Annotated in this window: 20 protein-coding genes and 1 pseudogene; 13 read left to right on the plus strand and 8 right to left on the minus strand. The window is 69.8% G+C overall.

Annotation, left to right across the window (positions count from 1 at the left end; translation table 11 throughout):
* Window positions 1–18: 18 nt before the first annotated feature.
* From IAE60_RS18105 to pdxH, 3 genes are read right to left on the minus strand one after another with little or no spacing between them, the layout of a single operon-like run.
* Window positions 19–813: an ABC transporter substrate-binding protein gene (locus IAE60_RS18105; RefSeq protein WP_187573293.1), complete on the minus strand. Its 795-nt coding sequence runs from the start codon at window positions 811–813 to the stop codon at window positions 19–21.
* 3 nt (window positions 814–816) lie between these two features.
* Window positions 817–1,212, minus strand: coding sequence for an aminoglycoside 6'-N-acetyltransferase (gene aac(6'), locus IAE60_RS18110; RefSeq protein WP_162110467.1), 396 nt, complete (start codon window positions 1,210–1,212; stop codon window positions 817–819).
* Window positions 1,213–1,262: 50 nt separating this feature from the next.
* A complete protein-coding gene (pdxH, locus tag IAE60_RS18115; RefSeq protein WP_187573294.1) occupies window positions 1,263–1,865 on the minus strand; it encodes a pyridoxamine 5'-phosphate oxidase in 603 nt (200 codons plus the stop codon).
* 50 nt (window positions 1,866–1,915) lie between these two features.
* Between pdxH and IAE60_RS18120 the strand changes: the two genes are divergently transcribed.
* Window positions 1,916–2,731: a kinase gene (locus tag IAE60_RS18120; RefSeq protein ID WP_187574807.1), complete on the plus strand. Its 816-nt coding sequence runs from the start codon at window positions 1,916–1,918 to the stop codon at window positions 2,729–2,731.
* Between the two features lie 100 nt (window positions 2,732–2,831).
* Here the strand turns inward: IAE60_RS18120 and IAE60_RS18125 are convergent, their stop codons facing one another.
* The gene (locus tag IAE60_RS18125; RefSeq protein WP_162110435.1) at window positions 2,832–3,035 is read right to left on the minus strand and encodes a dodecin family protein; all 204 of its coding nucleotides are present in this window, start codon (window positions 3,033–3,035) and stop codon (window positions 2,832–2,834) included.
* Between the two features lie 108 nt (window positions 3,036–3,143).
* Here IAE60_RS18125 and IAE60_RS18130 point away from each other — a divergent pair, with 108 nt between their 5' ends.
* Genes IAE60_RS18130 through IAE60_RS18155 form a run of 6 tightly spaced genes read left to right on the plus strand, consistent with a single transcriptional unit; the run spans window position 3,144 to window position 7,287 of the window.
* On the plus strand, window positions 3,144–3,686 hold the full coding sequence (locus tag IAE60_RS18130; RefSeq protein ID WP_187573295.1) for a shikimate kinase: 543 nt from the start codon (window positions 3,144–3,146) through the stop codon (window positions 3,684–3,686).
* A complete protein-coding gene (aroB, locus tag IAE60_RS18135) occupies window positions 3,683–4,786 on the plus strand; it encodes a 3-dehydroquinate synthase (RefSeq protein WP_187573296.1) in 1,104 nt (367 codons plus the stop codon). The genes IAE60_RS18130 and aroB overlap by 4 nt, the downstream gene beginning before the upstream one ends.
* Before the next feature lie 9 nt (window positions 4,787–4,795).
* Entirely contained in the window at window positions 4,796–5,050 is a 255-nt protein-coding gene (locus IAE60_RS18140) for a WGR domain-containing protein (protein ID WP_093300856.1), read from the plus strand.
* A gap of 19 nt (window positions 5,051–5,069) precedes the next feature.
* Window positions 5,070–6,140, plus strand: coding sequence for a uroporphyrinogen decarboxylase (hemE, locus tag IAE60_RS18145; protein ID WP_162110432.1), 1,071 nt, complete (start codon window positions 5,070–5,072; stop codon window positions 6,138–6,140).
* A 27-nt stretch (window positions 6,141–6,167) separates the two neighbouring features.
* Window positions 6,168–6,800, plus strand: a complete 633-nt coding sequence (locus IAE60_RS18150) for a hypothetical protein (protein WP_187573297.1) — start codon at window positions 6,168–6,170, stop codon at window positions 6,798–6,800.
* Between the two features lie 4 nt (window positions 6,801–6,804).
* Window positions 6,805–7,287 carry a hypothetical protein gene (locus IAE60_RS18155; protein ID WP_187573298.1) on the plus strand — a complete coding sequence of 161 codons (483 nt, stop codon included), beginning with the start codon at window positions 6,805–6,807 and terminating at the stop codon, window positions 7,285–7,287.
* A gap of 8 nt (window positions 7,288–7,295) precedes the next feature.
* Here IAE60_RS18155 and IAE60_RS18160 read toward each other — a convergent pair whose 3' ends face one another.
* Window positions 7,296–8,273, minus strand: coding sequence for a hypothetical protein (locus tag IAE60_RS18160; RefSeq protein ID WP_187573299.1), 978 nt, complete (start codon window positions 8,271–8,273; stop codon window positions 7,296–7,298).
* A 3-nt stretch (window positions 8,274–8,276) separates the two neighbouring features.
* Window positions 8,277–11,840 carry a hybrid sensor histidine kinase/response regulator gene (locus tag IAE60_RS18165; protein WP_187573300.1) on the minus strand — a complete coding sequence of 1,188 codons (3,564 nt, stop codon included), beginning with the start codon at window positions 11,838–11,840 and terminating at the stop codon, window positions 8,277–8,279.
* 108 nt (window positions 11,841–11,948) lie between these two features.
* On the opposite strand from IAE60_RS18165, the gene IAE60_RS18170 reads away from it, so the two are divergent.
* The 3 genes and pseudogenes from IAE60_RS18170 (at window position 11,949) to IAE60_RS18180 (ending at window position 13,802) form a co-directional block, all read left to right on the plus strand.
* On the plus strand, window positions 11,949–12,632 hold the full coding sequence (locus IAE60_RS18170; protein WP_187573301.1) for a YceI family protein: 684 nt from the start codon (window positions 11,949–11,951) through the stop codon (window positions 12,630–12,632).
* Window positions 12,629–13,183: pseudogene (locus IAE60_RS18175) on the plus strand (cytochrome b); the annotation flags it as partial. The gene IAE60_RS18170 and the pseudogene IAE60_RS18175, both read left to right, overlap by 4 nt.
* Window positions 13,184–13,241: 58 nt before the next feature.
* Complete coding sequence (locus tag IAE60_RS18180) at window positions 13,242–13,802, plus strand: YceI family protein (protein WP_187573303.1); 561 nt, start codon at window positions 13,242–13,244, stop codon at window positions 13,800–13,802.
* On the opposite strand, the gene IAE60_RS18185 is transcribed toward IAE60_RS18180, so the two are convergent.
* Both IAE60_RS18185 and IAE60_RS18190 read right to left on the minus strand, forming a co-directional pair.
* Window positions 13,771–14,382, minus strand: coding sequence for a hypothetical protein (locus tag IAE60_RS18185; protein ID WP_187573304.1), 612 nt, complete (start codon window positions 14,380–14,382; stop codon window positions 13,771–13,773). The genes IAE60_RS18180 and IAE60_RS18185 overlap by 32 nt on opposite strands.
* 101 nt (window positions 14,383–14,483) lie before the next feature.
* Window positions 14,484–14,711, minus strand: coding sequence for a glutaredoxin family protein (locus IAE60_RS18190; protein ID WP_187573305.1), 228 nt, complete (start codon window positions 14,709–14,711; stop codon window positions 14,484–14,486).
* A gap of 72 nt (window positions 14,712–14,783) precedes the next feature.
* Between IAE60_RS18190 and IAE60_RS18195 the strand changes: the two genes are divergently transcribed.
* From IAE60_RS18195 to IAE60_RS18205, 3 genes are all read left to right on the plus strand, one after another.
* Complete coding sequence (locus IAE60_RS18195; protein WP_187573306.1) at window positions 14,784–16,166, plus strand: L-serine ammonia-lyase; 1,383 nt, start codon at window positions 14,784–14,786, stop codon at window positions 16,164–16,166.
* A 282-nt stretch (window positions 16,167–16,448) separates the two neighbouring features.
* The gene (locus IAE60_RS18880; RefSeq protein WP_244966611.1) at window positions 16,449–16,613 is read left to right on the plus strand and encodes a hypothetical protein; all 165 of its coding nucleotides are present in this window, start codon (window positions 16,449–16,451) and stop codon (window positions 16,611–16,613) included.
* 271 nt (window positions 16,614–16,884) lie between these two features.
* On the plus strand, window positions 16,885–19,914 hold the full coding sequence (locus IAE60_RS18205) for a ligand-binding sensor domain-containing diguanylate cyclase (RefSeq protein ID WP_187573307.1): 3,030 nt from the start codon (window positions 16,885–16,887) through the stop codon (window positions 19,912–19,914).
* Window positions 19,915–19,917: the final 3 nt, after the last annotated feature.

Raw genomic sequence — 19,917 nt, forward strand, 5'->3', positions numbered from 1 at the left:
CCAACGACAACAATCGCCTCAGCTGTGCCGCCCCGCCCACCGCCGGATGATCGCCGCGATCGCCCGCACGCCGTCGGTCAGCGCCGCCGGCCCAGGCTGCAGGATCAGCGGGGACTTGATCTCGTGCAGTTCGCCGTCGCGCACGGCGGGAATCGCGTCCCAGCCGGGACGTGCGGCCACGCGGTCGGGCCGGAACTTCTTGCCGCACCACGAGCCCAGGATGATGTCGGGCGCACGCCGCACCACCTCGCTGCCATCGGCGAGGATGCGGTGCCTGGCCAGCGACTCCCGCGCCATCTCGGGAAACACATCGTCGCCGCCGGCGATGCCAATCAGCTCCGACACCCAGCGGATGCCGGTGATCTGCGGCTCGTCCCACTCTTCGAAGTAGACCGTCGGCCTGCGCGGCAGCAATGCCGCCTGCGCACGGATAGCGTCCAGTCCGCGCTCGAGCGTGTCGGCGTACGCATTGGCACGCGCCGCAGCACCCACCAGCGCGCCCAGCCGCCGCACGTAGTCGACGATGCCGTCCACGCTGCGGTGATTGCTGATCCAGACCTCCACGCCACGCCGCACCAGTTCGGCCGCGATGTCGGCCTGGATGTCGGAAAAGCCGATGGCCAGGTCGGGCTGCAGCTTCAGGATCTCGCCGATCTTCGCGCTGGTGAACGCGCTGACCTTCGGCTTCTCCTTGCGCGCCTGCGGCGGCCTGACGGTGAAGCCGCTGATGCCGACGATGCGGTCCTGTTCGCCCAGCGCATACAGCGTCTCGGTCGGTTCTTCGGTCAGGCAGACGATGCGGCGCGGCCCCATGACTCAGGCCTGCAGCGGTTTGCGGAAGTAGACCACGCGCTCGGTCTCCTCGAAGCCGCAGGCCGCATGCGCAGCATGGCTGGCGGCGTTGTCGATCAACGCATCGGAAGCGAGTTCCGTGCAGCCCTGTTCCCGCGTCCACGTTTCGACGGCGGCGATGAGCGCGCGACCAATGCCACGGCCACGACAGGCCGCATCGACGTACCAGGCCTCGAGGAAGCCGACCGGCGAGGATTCGGTCCCGTTGACGTAATCGTGCCGCAGCGTTGCTTCGGCCATGCCGACCGGCCGGCCGGCGCCGTCGAACGCCAGCAGCGCGACGCCCGCGGTTGCGTCCCACGCCAGGGCCTCGGCCCGCAGGTCACCGGGATCAGCCTCGGGCCAGAGTTCGGCGCGCATGGCGGACCAGGCCTCGATGTCGGCCGCGGTCGCCACCCGGATACGCACGGTCAAGGAAACAGCATCCGCTTGCTCCACACGCCGGCGGCGTCGCACTCGTAGCGCCAGCGCTCGTGCAGGCGGAACTGTGCGCCATACCAGAACTCGATGGCGTCGGGCGCCACGCGGTAGCCGCTCCAGCCTTCGGGCCGCGGCACCTCGCGGTCGGCGAAGCGCGTTTCCACTTCGGCCATGCGCGTGTCGAACGCCTCGCGCGAATCCAGCGTCTCCGACTGCATGGAAGCCCAGGCACCCAGCTGGCTCTGGCGCGGACGGGAGGCGAAATACGCATCCGCTTCGGCATCGCTGACCGGCGTCACCGCGCCCTCCACCCGCACCTGGATGCCGGCCTCACGCAGACTGCGCCACAGGAACAGCAGGGCGGCGCGCGGATTGTCGTACAGTTCGCGCCCCTTCTGGCTGTGGGTGTGGGTGTAGAAGACGAAGCCCGCCGCGTCGAAGGCCTTCAGCAGCACCGTGCGGGCGGAAGGCCGTCCATCCGTCGTCGCGGTGGCCAGCATCATCGCGTTGGGTTCGACCTCGGTGCCCGCGGCCTTGGCTTCGCCGAACAGCGTGGTGAAGGTGGACAGGGCTTCGGCGTACAGATCGGTCATGGCGGTTGGGGGTTGGCGCCCGCGTCCCGGGCATGCGCTATTGTCGCGCGATGGCGACATCCCCGCATCCCGACGGCTTCCCCGACCGGCTGGTCGCCGAAGCGCTGGCGGCCGCACGCGCGTTGCCGTTACCCACGCCCGTGTTCGCGATCGCCGGCCTGCAGGGCAGCGGCAAGTCGACGCTGGCGGCGCAGGTGGCGGCCCGCGCACGCAGCGAAGGGCTGCGCGTGGCGGTGCTGTCGCTGGACGATCTGTACCTGACGCGCACACAGCGGCAACGGCTGGCGTTGGATGTGCATCCGCTGCTGGCCACCCGCGGACCCCCCGGCACCCACGATGTGGCACTCGGCTGCCAGGTGCTGGATGCGCTGCGGGAAGGCATGGACGTGATACTGCCGCGCTTCGACAAGCTCACGGACGATCGCACGCGCGAAGACGCCTGGACGCACGTCGTGGGCCGCGCGGACCTGGTGCTGTTCGAGGGCTGGTGCCTGAAGGCCGCACCCGAGGACGAGAAGGCACTGCCCATTCCCCTCAACGCGCTCGAACGCGACGAGGACGCGGAGGGCCGCTGGCGGCGCTACTGCAACGAGGCCCTGCGCCGCGATTATCCCGTGCTGTGGTCGCGCATCGATACCCTGTGGTTCCTGCAGCCGCCCGGCTTCGACATCGTGCGGACCTGGCGCTGGGAGCAGGAACAGGCGATGGCAGCGCGTGACCCCTCACGCACGCGCATGGACCGCGCGCAGCTGGACCGCTTCATCCAGCACTACGAACGCACCAGCCGGCACCTGCTGGCGACGCTGCCGGCGCTGGCCGAACGCGTGGTCGCACTGGACGAACAGCGCAGGCCGATCACCACGTAGAGGCTGGTTGTGGGAGCGACGTAAGTCGCGATGAAGCGCCCGGATGTCATCATCGCGACTTGCGTCGCTCCCACGACAAGCCCTCATCCAGCCGCCCGCGTCACGCCACCACGAAGCTGATCCGCAGGTTGACGCGCCATTCGGTGACGTTGCCGCCGTCGTCGGTGACGACCTTGATCTCGTTCACCCAGGCGCCCTTGATGTTCTTCACGGTCTCGGAGGTCTTCTTCAGGCCGACCTTCACGGCATCTTCCATGCTGGTCTTGGACGCGGCGTTGACCTCGATGATCTTGGCGACGGACATGGTGCGTTCCTCCACGGTGGCCGGCCCAGTGCCGGACAGCCACCGTAGTCCCCGCGACGTTAAGACCACGCCACGTCGCGCGCGGTGCGGTGCTAGCATCTGCCCATCATGAATCCGGCCCCCAACCTGATCCTGGTCGGTCCCACCGGCGCAGGCAAGACCTCCATCGGCAGGCGCGTGGCCGAGCGCTTCGGGCTGGCGTTCGTGGATGCGGACCAGGCCATCGTCGAGCGGACCGGGGCCAGCATCGCCACGCTGTTCGAGCACGTGGGCGAAGCCGGCTTCCGCGAACGCGAAAAGGCTGTCCTGCACGACCTCCTCGCTGGCCACGGCCAGCTGGTGTCCACCGGCGGCGGCGCCGTGCTGGATGCCGAAAACCGGATGTGGATGAAACAGCGCGGCTATGTGGTCTACCTGCAGGTCAGCGTGGAGGCCCAGCTGAAGCGGCTCGGCCGCTGCACCAACCGCCCGCTGCTGCAGCGCGCCGACCGCGAGCAGGTACTGCACGACATGGCGGTGACGCGCGAACCGCTGTACCGCGAGGTGGCCGACCTGACCCTGGATACCGTCGGCCTGACGCCGCCCGAAGCGACGGCCCGCCTGACCCAGCTGCTGGCGCACCGCTGGCAGCCCATCGAAGAGAACGCATGAACCACGCACGCACCGTCGATGTCGGCGGCGAGATTCCCTACACTATCGCCATCGGGCCGGGCCTGCTGGGCGACGGCGACGCGCTGGCGCGGCATGTCCGCGGCCGGCACGTGCTGCTGGTCAGCGACTCGGTCGTCGCGCCACTGTACGCCGGTACGGTACGCGAGGCGCTGCGCACCGCGCGTCCGGACCTAGCCATCGGCACGTTCATCCTGCCTGCGGGCGAGGAATCTAAGACGCTGGCGCACTTCGGTCATGCCATCGAGGCACTTGCCACCCTGGGCGCCACCCGCGACGCCTGCGTGGTGGCGCTGGGCGGCGGCGTGGTCGGCGACCTGGCCGGATTCGCGGCCGCCTGCTGGATGCGCGGGGTGGACTGCGTGCAGGTGCCCACCACGCTGCTGTCGATGGTCGATTCGTCGGTGGGCGGCAAGACCGCGGTCGATATCCCGCAGGGCAAGAACCTGGTGGGCGCCTTCCATCCGCCACGCGCCGTGTTCGCCGACACCGATGCGCTGGCGACGCTGCCGGCGCGCGAGCTGCGCGCCGGCCTGGCGGAAGTGATCAAGTACGGTGCCATCCGCGATGCGCGCTTCTTCCAGTGGCTGGAACAGGAACGCCAGGCGCTGCTGGCGATGGACGGCGAAGCGCTGGCGCTGGCCATCGCCGCCAGCTGCGAGCACAAGGCCGAGATCGTGGCCCGCGACCCGCTGGAGAAGGGCGAGCGCGCGCTGCTGAACTTCGGCCACACCTTCGGCCATGCCATCGAGACCGAGCAGGGCTACGGCGGCCTGGGCAACGACAACCTCAACCATGGCGAGGCGGTGGCGGTGGGCATGGTGCTGGCCGCGCGGCTGTCGGCCGACCTGGGCATGGCCCCGTCCGGCGACGCCGACCGGCTGGAAGCGACCCTGCGCGACTACGGCCTGCCTACCCGCATTCCCGCCGGACTGGCCCCCGAACGCCTGCTGGCCCGCATGCGCCTGGACAAGAAGAACCTGGCCGGTCGCCTGCGGCTGGTGCTGTGGCGCGGCCTGGGCCGGGCCGAGGTGGTGCCCGACGTGGACGAAAGCCGCGTGCTGGCCGTGCTGTCCGGCTAAAATGCCGCCATGCGCGTCTTTCTCCAGCAACGCCCCGACGCGGGCGAAGCGCCCCGCTACGTCCAGCTGACCTTGCAGCCCGATCTGTTCGGGGGCTGGGAGCTGTTGCGCGAAACCGGCCAGATCGGCGGCCGTGCGACGCTGAAGCGCGAGCAGTACCTGCTGCAGGACGAGGCGAACGCCGCGTTCGAGAAAGCCCGCGACAGCCACCTCAAGCGCGGATTCCAGCTGATGTTCGCCCGTGGCGCGGACGCGCCCAAGTAACCCTTCCCCCGGATAACCGATGACTGCCCTGAAGAACGATCGCTTCCTGCGCGCCCTGCGCCGCGAACCAGTGGATTGCACGCCGGTATGGCTGATGCGCCAGGCCGGTCGTTACCTGCCGGAGTACCGCGCCACCCGCAAGGAAGCCGGCAGCTTCCTGGGCATGGCGAAGAATCCGGAGGTCGCCTGTGAAGTGACGCTGCAGCCGCTGCGCCGTTTCGACCTGGACGCCGCCATCCTGTTCTCCGACATCCTGACCATCCCCGATGCGATGGGGCTGGGCCTGTACTTCGTCGAAGGCGAGGGCCCGAAGTTCGAGCGTACCGTGCGCAGCGCCGCCGACGCGGCGAAGCTGGGCGTGCCGGACATGGAAACCGAACTGCGCTACGTGATGGACGCGGTGCGGGTGATCCGGCGCGAACTGGACGGCAAGGTGCCGCTGATCGGCTTTTCCGGCAGCCCGTGGACGCTGGCCTGCTACATGGTGGAAGGCGGCGGCAGCAAGGACTTCGCCCGCATCAAGGCGATGGCGCTGAACGAACCTGCCGCGCTGCACCGCCTGCTGTCGGTCAACACCGATGCCGTGATCGCCTACCTGGCCGCCCAGCGCGCGGCCGGCGCACAGGCGCTGCAGGTGTTCGACACCTGGGGCGGCGTGCTGAGCCCGGCGATGTATCGCGAGTTCTCCCTGCCCTACCTGCAGCGCATCGCGCAGGAACTGCAACGCGGTGACGGGGCCGAGCGCACCCCGCTGATCCTGTTCGGCAAGGGCACCGCCGCCTACTTGGAAGACCTGGCGGCCAGCGGTGCCGAAGGCGTGGGCGTGGACTGGCTGGTCGAGCTGGGCGACGCCGCGCGTCGTACGCAGGGCAGGGTCGCGCTGCAGGGCAACCTGGATCCGGCCACGTTGTACGGCTCGCCCGAAGCGATCCGCCGCGAGGTCCGCCGCGCCCTGGACAGCTATCGCGACGGCAATGGCGGTTCGCGCGAGGGCCATGTGTTCAATCTGGGCCACGGCATGTCGCCGGACATGAACCCCGACCATGTGGCCGTGCTGGTGGACGAAGTGCACGCCTACAGCGCACGCTGAGCGCACGCCCCTTCCCTGAGCGACGCAATGGACTGCCGCCACCCGCTTGTGCCCACCGTCGCCGGCATGCTGCTGGTGGCCGGTGCGCGCGTGCATGCCGGCGAGGCCGGTACGCCCGGCCGCCTGCAGGTGACGGGCGGCGACTTCCCCGCCCTGGTGATGGTGGTGCCGGACGACCACGCAGGCGGCAGCCGCGACGCGATGCCGGGCTGCGACCGCATCCGTGCCCGCCGCCTGGACGAACTGCCCCCGGGCTGGTCCAGTCGGGTGGCCCAGGTGGAACTGGACTGCGAGGAGGCCCTGGCCGATGACGCGCAGCAGGCGCTCACGGCGGTGACCGCCCGCGCCCGGCTGCGTGCGGACCAGGTGCACCTGGCAGGACTGCCGGTACTGGAAGTGCGGCTGATGGATTCCAGCCGCTGGGGCGACCACCAGTACGTGGTCGATGCGCCGTACGAACAGGCCGCACCGCCCCTGCGCCGCTTCCTGGAAACTGCCTGCCAGGCACGTGCGCTGGCCGGGGAAACGCAGGTGCCGTGCACCATGGTGGATACCGGCGACGGCCTGTACCTGGCCACCGGCGACACGTCCGGCCGATGGATCCATGCCGACCCGGACCATGCCGGCCAAACCCTCTACGTCGAAGCCTGGGCGGACTGAACCGATGCGTGGATGCCTTCTGCTGTTCCTGTGTGCGCTGCCGTGCATCGCACGTACCGGCGAACCGTCCGCCTTCGCCGGTGACTACGGCCACGCGGCGACCGCGTCGGCGGACGACGTGGTCTGGCAGGTGGAGGAAGCCGGCCACCACTGGCGCGTCACCCTGGTCACGACAGGCGAGACGCACGACGCCCATCGCCTGCAGGCACGCGGTCGCGACGCCTTCTGGTCGAGGATGGACTGGCCCTTGGAAAGCAGCGCGGAGGCCGACTGCCTGACCTGGGGCGACAAGCCCGGCTCGCTGCAGGACCTGCTGGCGGACACGCCGCCCGCGCCTTCCGCCCCGGGCGAGGACTACGGCCATGCCGTGCTCTGCCATGTTCCGCCCGCGGCGCGCGCCCGCATCGGCTGGATCGCCGACAACGCCAGCGACTGGTTCTACTACGACCCCCTGCTCGGGGTGATCGAAGCCCGCGCCCTCCGCTGACGCGCCGTTCACCCCACGCCGGTGCGCTGCCCGCGCAGGCGAGGCGCGCTGCCGTCGGAGCCCTCCGGAGGCAGGCGGTACTCGAACCGGATCTCGCGCATGCCGTCGGGGACGGCCATCTCCATCGCGTCGGGCGCCACGCAATGGCCACGCAGTACGTCGCGGATCGCCTGCGCCTCGTCCCGCAGCCTGGCCGCCTGGGCCTGTTGCGCGATGACCTCACCGCGCAGGTAGACCGTGTCGTCGGTGATCCACATTTCGTCTTCGCGGCCGTCGTTGGTGCTGGCCAGCAGCGCCTCGGGCCGCGCCTGCCCCTGCGGGATGGCGCGCACCTGCAGGACCTGCCGGCAGTACCCGGTGTTCAGCACGCGCACGCTGGCGACGAAGCCGGACAACAGGGTTTCCGCCTCTGCCTGGACATCCTCGTCCGCGGCACGGTCGGCCTGCACGCTGTAGCGGACCTTGATGAAGTAGAGATCGCGCACGGTCATGGCCAGCGCGGAACGGTAGCGCGCATCGTGCATCGGCATGTCCAGCGCGAACGAGCGCGCCTTCACGGCCAGTTCGCCCAACAGGCCGGCACCGGCGGCCGGCATCGTGGCGAACACGCGCGTCTGCCCCACATGCACTTCACCCGCCTGCCGGTCCCGCGCGATCTGCACGATCTCGTCCACGCCCTGCCGGAAGACCTGCTCGAACACGGGGTCGAACATCACCCCGGCCGGATACAGGTACAGGTCCATCCAGCGGTCCGGGCGGCGGGTGTCCTGGTAGCGGACCGACACGCCCAGTTCCTGCGGCTCGTAGCGCTTCTCGCCCGCGGCCTCCCAGTCGCCCACGCGCAGCGGATACAGCGCGCGGGTGTCGGTGATGTAGTGCCCCAGCAACGGGGGCGGTGCGTCCGCCTCGGCCGCCAGGGCGCCTGCGGACACCACCGACAACGCCACGGCAGCGATCACGGCGATCCGGCGGATGGCGGCCCTCACGGTTCAGTCCCCCACCGCGCGCGCGCCACGCTCGTGCGATGCGATCACCGCCGCCAGCATGTCGCCGGTGACCGGCTTGCGGACGAAATCGTCGAAGCCGGCCGCACGTGCGCGCGGCTCGGCTTCGGCATCGGTACGCGCAGTCAGGGCGACCAGCGGGGTATCCAGGCCACGCTGGCGCATCTGCTGCGCCAGCGCCATGCCGTCCAGGCCGGGCAGGTCGAGATCGAGGAAGGCGATGTCGAACGTGGCCGCCGTGATCTCGGTGAGCGCGGCGAGCCCATGCGGCGCGTGGGTGACGCGGTGACCGCGCGCGCGCAGCAGGCCCGCCACCACGTCCGCCACGGTCGTGTCGTCCTCGACCAGCAGGATATCGAGCGCGCCAACCTCCCGCGCCGGCGCAACGGGCGCCGCCTCCTTCGTGAACGTGGCCTGCGCGTCGGGGAAGGCGCGCAGCGCGGGCAGGTCGACGGAGAACCGCGTGCCCTTGCCCGGCGCGCTGTCCACGTCGATGCGCCCCCCCATGGCGACCGCCAGTTCCTGGCAGATCGCCAGGCCCAATCCACTGCCGCCATAGCGCGCCGTGGTCTGCGCCCCCTCGGCCTGCTCGAAGCGACGGAACAGCCGCGCCTGCTGTTCGGCATTGATGCCCGGCCCGCTGTCGCCGACGGTCAGCCGCACGCCCTCGGGCGCCAACGTCACGGCTTGCAGGGACACGTGGCCGGCCTCGGTGAACTTGATCGCATTGCCCAGCAGGTTGAGCAGGATCTGCCGCAGCCGCAGCGGATCGCCGCGCACCCGGCGCGGCACCCCGGCGGCGATGCCGTGATGGAACGCCAGCCCACGTTTGCCCGCCACCGGCCCCATCAGCGCGGCGACATCGTCCAGCAGCGCATGCAGGTCGAACTCGACCTGCTGCAGCTCCAGCTTGCCGGCTTCGATCTTGGCCAGGTCCAGCGCATCGTTGACCAGGCGCAACAGATGCGTGCCGGCGCGCTGGATGGCGTCGGTATAACCCTTCTGCCGCTCGTCCAGCGGCGTGGACTGCAGCAGTTCGGTCATGCCCAGCACGCCGGTCATGGGCGTGCGGATCTCATGGCCCAGCGTGGCCAGGAAACGGGTCTTGGCCAATGAGGCCTGCTCGGCGACTTCGCGCTTGTGCTCGGCCAGCTGCCAGGCGCTGCGCCGGCGCACGCGCCGGCGGTACGCGGCGCCGGCCATCGCCAGGGCCAGCAGGCCGAGCACCGCGAACAGCAGCAGGCCCCACGGACTGCGCCACCACGGCGGCAGCACGTGCAGCTGCAGGACTTGTTCGCGCGAGGCATTGCCGGCCGCATCGAAGGCCTGCATGCGCAGGCGGTAGCGGCCGGGCGTGAGCGCGGAAAACACGCGCTCGCCGCTCGCGCCCTGGTCGACCCATCCGCCATCGAACCCTTCCAGCAACGACCGGTAGCGGTTGCCCAGCGGATTCTCGTAGCTGAGCAGGCGCGTGCCGACCAGCAGCTCGTGGTCGCCCGGCTGCAGCTGCAGCGGCTGGTCCACGCGCATGTGCACCAGGCTGTCGCCGCGGCTCACCTGCAGGCTGTCCACCACCAGGTTGGGCGTCACCGGCTTCGGGTCCGGCAGGTGGGTGTCGAGCAACGCCACCGATCCGTCCGCCGCCGTCGTCGCCAGCAGGCCGTCGGCCGTCATCAGCAGGCCGCGGTCGTTCAGTTCCTGGCTCAGCAGGCCTTCGCGCACGCCGAAGTTGCGCAACAGCGCGCGGGATCCGCGCAGGTTCGGATCGATGCGGAACAGTCCGCGCCGGGTACCCAGCCACACCCGGCGCTGCGGATCCACGGCCAGCCCGGTCGACTCGACCGCGGGCAATCCTTCGTCGGCGCCGATCCGGCGTTCGCGCACCCAGCCGGCCGCATCGCGGCGCCACGCCTCGACACCGGACATGCGGTGCAGCCAGAGACGGTCGGCGTGTTCGAAGGCGAAGGCGTACACCCGCTCGCTGCCCATGGCGGGCACCGGAACGAAGCGCGCGGCGGCCGCGTCCCAGACGCGCATGCCTTCGGCGCCGCCCAGCCAGAGGCGGCCGTCGGGCGCGACCGCGATGCCCTCGATGTCGGGCAGCCCCGTCGCCTCATCGTCCTTGGCGATCGTGCGCAGCACGCGCCCGCTGCGGGCGTCGCGCTGCTGCACGCTGCCCATCTGCGTGACCAGCCACAGGGTGTCGTCCGCCGCTTCCACCAGCCAGTCGATCGAGGTGCCGTCGGGCACGGCGTGCTCGCCCTGTTGCGTCCACTGCACCATCGCACCGGTGCGGGGATCGGTGCGGATCAGGCCGTTGCGGTGGCCGATCCACAGCTGCCCGTGGCGGTCCTGCAGGACCGAGGTGAGCCGCAGTTCGCCCAGCAGGGCCGCATGGTGCGGCAGCGGGGTGACGTGGCCGCGGCGGGTGTCCAGCCGTTCCACCTTGCCGGTGCTGCTGGCGATCCAGACGCCGTCAGCCCCGGCCTGCGAGATGCCGCGATAGAGTCCGCCACCCAGACCCTGCGCCGGCGAGAACGCGGCGATGCGTCGCCAGTCCGAACGCAGGTAGGCCAGCCCACGGGTCGGCACCGGCACCCACAGTCCTCCGTCCGGCAGCGCCAGCACGGTCTGCAGGACGCGGCCGATGCCCACGTTCTGCGCATCGTAGTTGACCGGGGCGGGCGCCAGGTCGCCATCGGTGCGCCACAACCCGCCCTGACTGGCGAGCCAGTATTCGCCTTGGCCGTCGCTGGCCATCGCGATCAACGCATTGGGCCGGGCGAACATCGCCGACCACGGCGGCGACACCCACCGCTGCTGCGGCGACCACCGGTGCACGCCGTCGGACGCGCCGACCCATACCGCATTCCCGTCCGCGGTCACCGAATAGACGATCGCGTCCTGGCTGTGCGGCAACGCGAACCGGCGCACGTCACGCCCGTCGTAGCGGGCAAGCCCGTCCATGGTGCCGATCCACAGCACGCCACGGGCGTCGAACGCCAGCGACAGTACGTTGTCCGAAGGCAGGCCGCTCCCTGCGTCGGCCGATGCGCTGAACCGCGTGATGCGGCCATCCGCCGACAGCCGGTGCAGTCCGCCGCCGAACGTGCCGAACCACACGTCGCTGCCGCGGCTGGTGATGGCGAACACGTCGTCGCTGCCCATCTGCGGATGGTCCGCCTGGCGGAAATGGCGGAATCCGCCCCGGTCCGCCTCCATCACGCTGAGGCCGCCATTCTCGGTGCCCACCCATACGCGGTCGGCGGCGTCGATGTGCAGTGCCTGCACCACGTTGCCGGGCAACGAAGCCGGATCGGCCGGATCGTGCCGCCACACTTTGAAACCCACGCCGTCGTAGCGTGCCAGGCCATCCCAGGTGGCCATCCACAGGTAGCCGGAGCGGTCGCGCGCGAGCGCCGGGATGGTGGTCGACGGCAGGCCGTCGCCGGCGCCCAGCAGGCGGAAGCGGGGGATCTCGGGCACCGTTGCCTGCACGGACGCGCAGACCAGCCACACCAGCAACAGCCACCCCGCACGCCTCGCCATTCCTGCCCGCCCCTCGTTCCCTGGTGACCCCTTCCGGCATCGTCGCAACGGACCGTTGCACGCGCAAGCGGGGTATCTTCGGGGGCCGTCACCCTAGAATCCGACCCCATGCCCGGCCCCTTCCTCCGCCACCTGCTGCTGCGCGCCTGCTGCCTGCTGGCGCTGCTGCCCGCCGTGGCCGGTGCCCGCGACACGCTGGCGGAGTACCGCCTGGACCCGGTGCACACGCGCGTGATGTTCGCCATCTCGCACGCGGGGTTATCCAAGGCGCTCGGCACCGTGTCCGGAAGCACCGGCACCCTGATCTTCGATCCGGACGACTGGAGCCGTGCGAAGGTCGATGTGCGGGTGCCGATCGCACGCGTGGACCTGGGCGACGCCGACTGGAACAAGGCCACGCTGGCGAAGTCCCTGCTCGATGCGGAAGACCACCCCGAGGCGCGCTTCGTCTCCACGCGGGTCGAACCCGTCGATGCCACGCACGCCCGCGTGCACGGCGACCTGACCCTGCGCGGCGTGACGCGCGAAGTCGTCCTCGATGCGATGCTCAACGCCGCCAAGCGTCACCCGATGCCGCCGTTCCGGCGCACGGTGGGCTTCTCGGCCACCACCACGCTGAGCCGCGCCGACTTCGGCATCACGGCCTGGAAATCGGTGATCGGCGACGAGGTGGAACTCCGCATCGAGGCCGAAGCCACCTACGACGGCAAGGCAGATGACGACGTGCCAACCGCCGACACCCTGCCTTCCCCACCGCCACCGCCACCGCCACCGCCGGAGCCGACGCCATGACCCTGAAGAACACCGACGATCGCTGGGGTGCGGTCAGCCAGCTGTTCCATTGGGTCATCGTGGCGCTGATCCTGGTGATGGCGTATATCGGCCTGACCATGGGCGACCTGCCGAACGGGCCGCGCAAGATCAACATCTACGCCCTGCACAAGTCGATCGGCCTGACCATCCTGGCGCTGGTCGTGCTGCGCGTGCTGTGGCGCGTGTACGCCGGCGCGCCGGCGCCTGTGCCCGGAACGCCCACCTGGCAGCAGCGCATCGCATCGGTGACGCATTTCCTGTTGTATGCACTGCTGTTCGCCATCCCGCTGTCGGGCTGGGTGCTGAACTCGTCCGCCGGCTATCCCCTGCAGTGGTTCAAGCTGTTCAACCTGCCTGCCATCACCGGCCGCAGCGACGGCGTGCATGAAGCGGCAGAAGGCGCGCATGAACTGCTGTTCTGGGTGCTGGTGGCGCTGGTGGTCGCCCACGTCGGTGCGGCGCTGTACCACCACCTGTTCCAGGGCGACACGACGCTCACGCGCATGCTGCCGGGACGCCGCAAGGCGCCCACACTGGCGCCCGTCGCGGCACCCGCTTCCTCTTCCCCCACCCCGCAGGATTCCCCCGATGAAAACCCCTGACCGCATGCGTCTCGCGCTCGCCGCCCTGTTGCTGGCCACCGCAGGCCAGGCCGCGGCCGCCGACTACGTGCAGGCCCCCGGCTCGACGCTTGTGTTCGCCAGCAGCTACCAGGGCGAAACCTTCACCGGCAGGTTCGGCAGCGTCACCACCACGATGAGCTTCGACCCCAAGCAGCTGGCCACCAGCAAGCTGGATGTCGCCATCCAGCTGGCCGGCACGCAGACCGGCAACAAGGACCGCGACGACACGCTGGTGTCGGCCGACTTCTTCAACGTGGGCAAGTTCGCGCAGGCGCGCTACACGGCGACGAAGTTCCGCGCGCTGGGCGGCAACCAGTACGCGGCCGACGGCACGCTCACGCTGCGCGGTGCCAGCAAGCCGGTGACGCTGACCTTCACCTGGACGCCCGGCGCGCAGCCGGTGCTGACCGGCAAGGCGACGGTGAAGCGGCTGGACTTCGGCGTGGGCGGCGGCGATTGGGCGGACACCTCGACGATTCCGAACGAGGTCGCGATCAGTACGAAGGTCGTGTTGAAGCCGCGTTGATCCCTTGGGGCCGGCAGTCGCGCCGGTCAGGTACGTCCGGCGCGACGGTGATGCGACCCAGCCCGTAACTGAGGGCACCCAATACCTCGCCCTCGCGATGGTCGCGATGGCACGCCAGGCAATCCGGGCGGGCGCGGATGGGTCCCATCGCGCGCTCACCGCCTGGTCCTGCATCCACGACGATGTCGGCGCCACCGATCAACCGGGCCAGGGCCTGGCGTTCCCACGCCTGCAACGTGCGCGTCGATGTGGGTAACGCGGGCATGGCGGCATCGTCGTCGCGATGCTGGAAACCCATGAATCCCGCGCGATGGACGACGGGGGGATCGTGCCGGGCGACACCGACCAGTTCGACGTCGAACACGCAGCGCCCCTTCTCGCCTACGCCTTCGAACTGGTAGTAGCGCATGCGCACCATCATCGGTGTGACCCGCCGCTTGCCGAACCCCTGGCTGTCGATGAAGGCCTCGACGAAGGCGTCGTGCATGCGGTGCAAGGCCGCGTCGTCTTCGGAAGTTTGGCTGCGCGCGATCGGCGCGCCGATAGCGATCGCGACCAAGGCCAGCCATCCCCATCGCATCCGACCCATTGGCGAACCCCCATGCGCAGACGAAGCCAGCCTAGCCCGCCAGGCTCACGCCGGGATGCCTCGCGCAGTCGCCGTTTCGCGGACGGACAGTTTCAGGGTTGCAGGAACGCGGCCACGGCGTCGACGCCGAACGGCCAGTCCAGCTCCGCACCGGTATCGCTGCGATGCAGCACAGGCACCCGGATGCCATAGCGCGCTTCCAGCACGTCATCCTCGTCGATGAACACGCTCTCGAACTCGGGAACCCGGGCCTGCGCGAGCACGTCGAGCGCCAGGTCGCACAGGTGGCAGTCGTCGCGTTGATAGAGGATCAGGGGCATGGCGGCAGGGGAATGAGGGGCGTCCGGCGTGTACGTGCTTAGAATAGCGGCCTTTCCGCGGTGGTTCGCAGCATGGCAGTCAGCACGTTCGACCTGTTCAAGATCGGCATCGGCCCGAGTTCCTCGCATACGGTGGGTCCGATGCGGGCGGCCGCGCGCTTCGTCGCGCGCTGGCTGGTCGACGGCGGGCGCCTGCAGGACGTGGCACGCATCCGCGCCGAAGTCTTCGGTTCGCTCGCCCTGACCGGCCGCGGTCATGGCACCGACAAGGCGGTGCTGATGGGCCTGGAAGGCCACTACCCCAACGAAATCGACCCCGACATCATCCCGCCGGCGCTGGAGCGCATCCGCGCCGGCAAGCGCATCCTGTTGAACGGCACGCACGAGGTCGCCTTCGACGAGAAGCGCGACGTGCTGATGAACAAGCGGCAAAAGCTGCCGTACCACACCAACGGCATGCGCTTCACCGCCTTCGATGCGAACGACGAGGTGATCGCCACGCGCGATTACTACTCGGTCGGCGGCGGCTTCGTGGTCAATCAGGACGACGCGGCGGTGGACCGCATCGTCGCCGACGAAACGCCGCTGCCGTATCCGTTCAGGAGCGGCGACGAGCTGCTGGCGCAGTGCCAGCGCAGCGGATTGAGCATCGCCGCGATGATGTTCGAGAACGAGAAGGCGTGGCGCAGCGAAGACGAGATCCGCGACGGCCTGCGTGCGATCTGGAACGCCATGCAGTCGTGCATGGCACGCGGCATCCGCGAGGAGGGCACCCTGCCGGGCGGCCTGCATGTATCGCGTCGCGCGCCCGCGCTGCATCGCGAGCTGTCCAGCAAGCCGGAAGCCGCCATGCGCGATCCGCTGACGGTATTGGACTGGGTGAACCTGTACGCGCTGGCCGTGAACGAGGAGAACGCCGCCGGCGGCCGCGTGGTCACCGCGCCTACCAACGGCGCGGCCGGCATCATTCCGGCGGTGCTGCATTACTTCGACCGCTTCTGCCCGGGGAACAGCGAGCAGCGCGTGTTCGACTTCCTGCTGACCGCCGCGGCCATCGGCATCCTCTACAAGGAGAACGCCAGCATCAGCGGCGCCGAAGTCGGCTGCCAGGGCGAAGTGGGCGTGGCCTGCTCGATGGCGGCCGGCGGACTGGTCGCGGCGCTGGGCGGCAGTCCCAGCCAGATCGAGAACGCGGCCGAGATCGGCATGGAACACAACCTGGGCCTGACCTGCGACCCTATCGGCGGCCTGGTGCAGATCCCGTGCATCGAGCGCAACGCAATGGGCGCGGTGAAGGCCATCAACGCCAGCCGCATGGCCATGCGCGGCGACGGCAAGCACAAAGTCTCGCTGGACAAGGTCATCAAGACCATGCGCGACACCGGGCGCGACATGCAGGACAAGTACAAGGAAACCAGCCGCGGCGGGTTGGCGGTGAATGTCATCGAGTGCTGATGCCGGCGATATCGCTGCTGTCATGCAAGAGAATTTTTTTCTGTGGCATCTCCATCGATGAAGCGCCAAACCGCACGTCAAAGAGTCGACACCGCACAGCTGGATTCCGAGTCCATCCGCCGCGTTGTCAGACCACTGTTCCGTCGCAGGAATGACTACGGCTCGAAAGCGCTGAACGAGTTACCAGAGGAACTGCGCAGATTCGGGATCGTGACGGTTAGAGACTTGCGACTGCTTATGAAGCGACACAGGCGATCTCTCCTGCTCGACGAGCATGTAAGGATGAAGCGTGCCGAGGCGCTCTACTTGGCTCACGAAGCGCGATTCGGGGGCATCGACACATTCGCCAACACCTCCTGGCTCGCCATCCCCGGTCTGGTGAGAAGCGCGATGGAGCTCGAGTTCGGCGAGGAGGCGGCGGTCTACGTCACCGGCTCGCCATGCTGATACTAGCGACGCAGCCCGAGTAGAACGCAGCGAAACCGGGATCCGGTATCTCGCTGGCGTGGCATAAGAATGTGGCCTCGGCCCCCTACCCGTGCTACGGCTCTCCCGATTCAGGTTGCCGCCCTTTAGACGCATCCGCGCGAGCCGATACGGTAAAGGTAAACCCACTTACCGGAGACGCGCCCTGTCCGAGCCCGCGGACACGACCCGCCGCGCCCGCCCGTCCTGGCGGCGCCGCCTGGCGGCCTGGTGCCTGCCCCTGCTGGGCGGGATGGCCGCGCTTTGCCCGCCGGCTCAGGCACTGGACCCGTCCAAGTCGTTCCACCACTACGTGCGCAACCACTGGAGCCTGGAACAGGGCCTGCCCCAGCTCAGCGTGCTGGCGATCGCCCAGGACAAGCCGGGCTACCTGTGGTTCGGCACGCAGGCCGGCCTGAGCCGCTTCGACGGCGTGCGCTTCACCAATTTCGACCTGGACACCACGCCCGAACTGCCCAGCACCTGGATCCAGGCCCTGCACACCGACCGCGCCGGTCGCCTGTGGATCGGTACGCCCCAGGGCCTGGCGGTGCGCGAGGGCCACCGGGTGCGCAAGGTACCGGTGGCGCCGGGCGAAGGCGACGTGGTCGAAGTGCTGGCCCTGACCGCGGATGCCACGGGCCGGCTGCTGGTGGCGACGCGCCGCGGCGTGATGGCGGTCGCCAACGATCGGCTGGAGATGCTGCACGCCCTCCCGGAGGGCGGCGCCCTGGCGCTGCACGTGGATCGGGACGGCACGCTCTGGGTGGGCGGCCGGGGGCGCGTGCACGCCTTCGATGCCAGCGGCGAACGCGTGTTGGCGCTGCCTGGAGGCGCGACCACGGCCCATGTGGTGGCGCTGGCGCATCACGACGGACGGGTGTGGGCGGGCACCGAGGCGGGGCTGTTCGTGCTGTCGGGGCGCCAGTGGCAGCGCCATGGCGCGGTGGCGCCGGCCAGCGGGGGGATCCTCGCGCTGCGCGAGGATCGCGATGGCGTCCTCTGGGCCAGCACGCGCGATGCGGTCTACCGCCTCCGCGCGGGGCGTCTGCTCGAACGGATCCGCGGCGAGGGTCCGCTGGCCGAGATCCGCGCGTTCTACGAAGACCGCGAATCCAACCTGTGGCTGGGCAGCAACAACGAAGGCGTCAGCCGCGCCTGGAACGGCTGGACGCGGCGCTACAGCCGCGCGGAGGGACTGCTGCAACCACTGCTCTGGTCCACCGCACAGGGCCCCGACGGCCGCGTTTGGGTGGGCAGCGACGACGGCGTCAGCGTGCTGGAGAACGGCCGCTTCCGCCTGGTCGTGCCTGGTCCCGCGTTGCCGCATCCGGCCGCCTACAGCCTGTTGCCGGAGAACGGGCAGACGTGGATCGGCACGCGCGATGGGGCCGCGCTCTATCGCGGTGGCCGCGTGCAGCACCCACGCATGCTGGCGGCGCTGGACGCTGCACAGGTGAACGGCATCGTGCGCGATCGCGGGGGCCGGCTGTGGTTCGCCACCAGCACGGGGCTGTATCGCTGGGACGGTGGCGAACGGCTGCGCCGTTATGGCACCGAGGCCGGCCTGCGCGACGTGCGCGTGCGCGTGCTGATGGAGACCCGCGACGGCCGCCTGCTGGTGGGCACGCAGAGCGGCCTGTACGAATTCGTCGACGAGCGCCTGGTCGCCATCCCGCTCACCGGGACCGGACTGGACGCGCCCCACATCGTGGCCCTGCACGAACTGGCCGGCGGCCAATGGCTGGTCGGTGCGCTGTCCGAGGAACTGATGCTGGTGTTCGATGGGGAGCGCTGGACACGGTTGGACAAGACGCGCGGCATCCCGGCCAACGCCCCGTTCTTCTTCGCCGAGGACGGCAACGACTTCCTCTGGGTCGGCGGGCTGCGGGGCATCTACCGGGTCAGGATCACCGACCTCCTGGCCGCCACGGGGAACCCTGCCGCACGCGTCCCGGCACGCACGCTGCTGAACGAGCGCGGCGACCGCCATGGCGGGCAGAAGGGCGACTGCTGCAACGGCGCGGGCAACAGCCGCGGCTTCATGGCCGACCACGCGCTGTGGCTGCCGACGCGCGATGGCCTGGTGGTGATGGCGACGGACCAACCCCTGGCCAACGACTACGTGCCCGAATCGGTGATCGAGCGGGTGCAGGTACGTGGGCACTGGCGGGCCGCCGACCCGGCCGCGGCCTGGTCGCTGCCGCGTGACGCGCGCGACCTGCGCTTCGAATTCACCACGCTCAGCTTCCAGGCCTCGGACCATATCGACATCCGTTACCGCCTGAAGGGCTACGACGAGGACTGGAAGCTGCTCGACGACCCGCACCAGCGCAGCGCCACCTACACCAACCTGCCGGCCGGACGTTACGTGTTCGAAGTGCTCGGCACCAACAACAGCGGCGTCTCCGGGCGCGCGGCGGCGACGCAGGCGTTCACCATCGCGCCCTACTTCTACGAAAGCGCCTGGTTCTACCTGCTGCTGGCGGTGGCGCTGGGCGTGCTGGTGCTGCTGTCCAACCGCTGGGTGCTGCGCCGCCACCACAACCGTCGGGTGGCGCTGGAGCGCCTGGTGCAGCAGCGCACGCGGGACCTGCAGCAGGCCAACCGCCAGCTGGAAGCGATCAGCCTGACCGATCCGCTGACCAGCCTGCACAATCGTCGCTACCTCGCGCGCCAGCTGCCGGCGGACATCGCCTACTACCAGCGTATGCCCAAGTTCGCCACCGGCGTGGACGTGCTGGCGTTCGTGCTGCTGGACATCGACCACTTCAAGTCGATCAACGACGGCCATGGCCACCAGGCCGGCGACCACGTACTGCAGACCGTCGCACACCGCCTGCGCATCTTGTCGCGCGAAGGCGACTACTTGGTCCGCTGGGGCGGCGAGGAATTCCTGATGGTGTTCCGGCCGATGCCCAGGCACGAGCTGCACGCCCTCGGCCGCCGCATCTGTACCGCGATCGCCAGCGAGCCGGTGGAGGTGGCCGGCACGCGTCTGCAGGTGACGGCGTCGCTGGGTCTGATCGGCTATCCGCCCTTTCCCGAAGCCCTCGATCTGCTGGGGTGGGAGCAACTGGTTTCGCTGGCGGACCGCGCGCTGTACGAGGTCAAGGCGCACGGGCGGAACGGTTGGGCGGTTTACGAAGCCTCGCCGTCGCGCTCGCCGTTGCCCGATGCCGACCCTGTGCGACGCGATCCCGGCGAGCTCGTCCGCAGTGGCCACCTCGTGCTGCGCGGCCCGCACCATCCCGCCGCCGCGGCACCATCGCCGCCCGACTGAGGG

This window comes from Pseudoxanthomonas mexicana (assembly GCF_014397415.1).
GTDB classification, from domain to species: Bacteria; Pseudomonadota; Gammaproteobacteria; order Xanthomonadales; family Xanthomonadaceae; genus Pseudoxanthomonas_A; species Pseudoxanthomonas_A mexicana.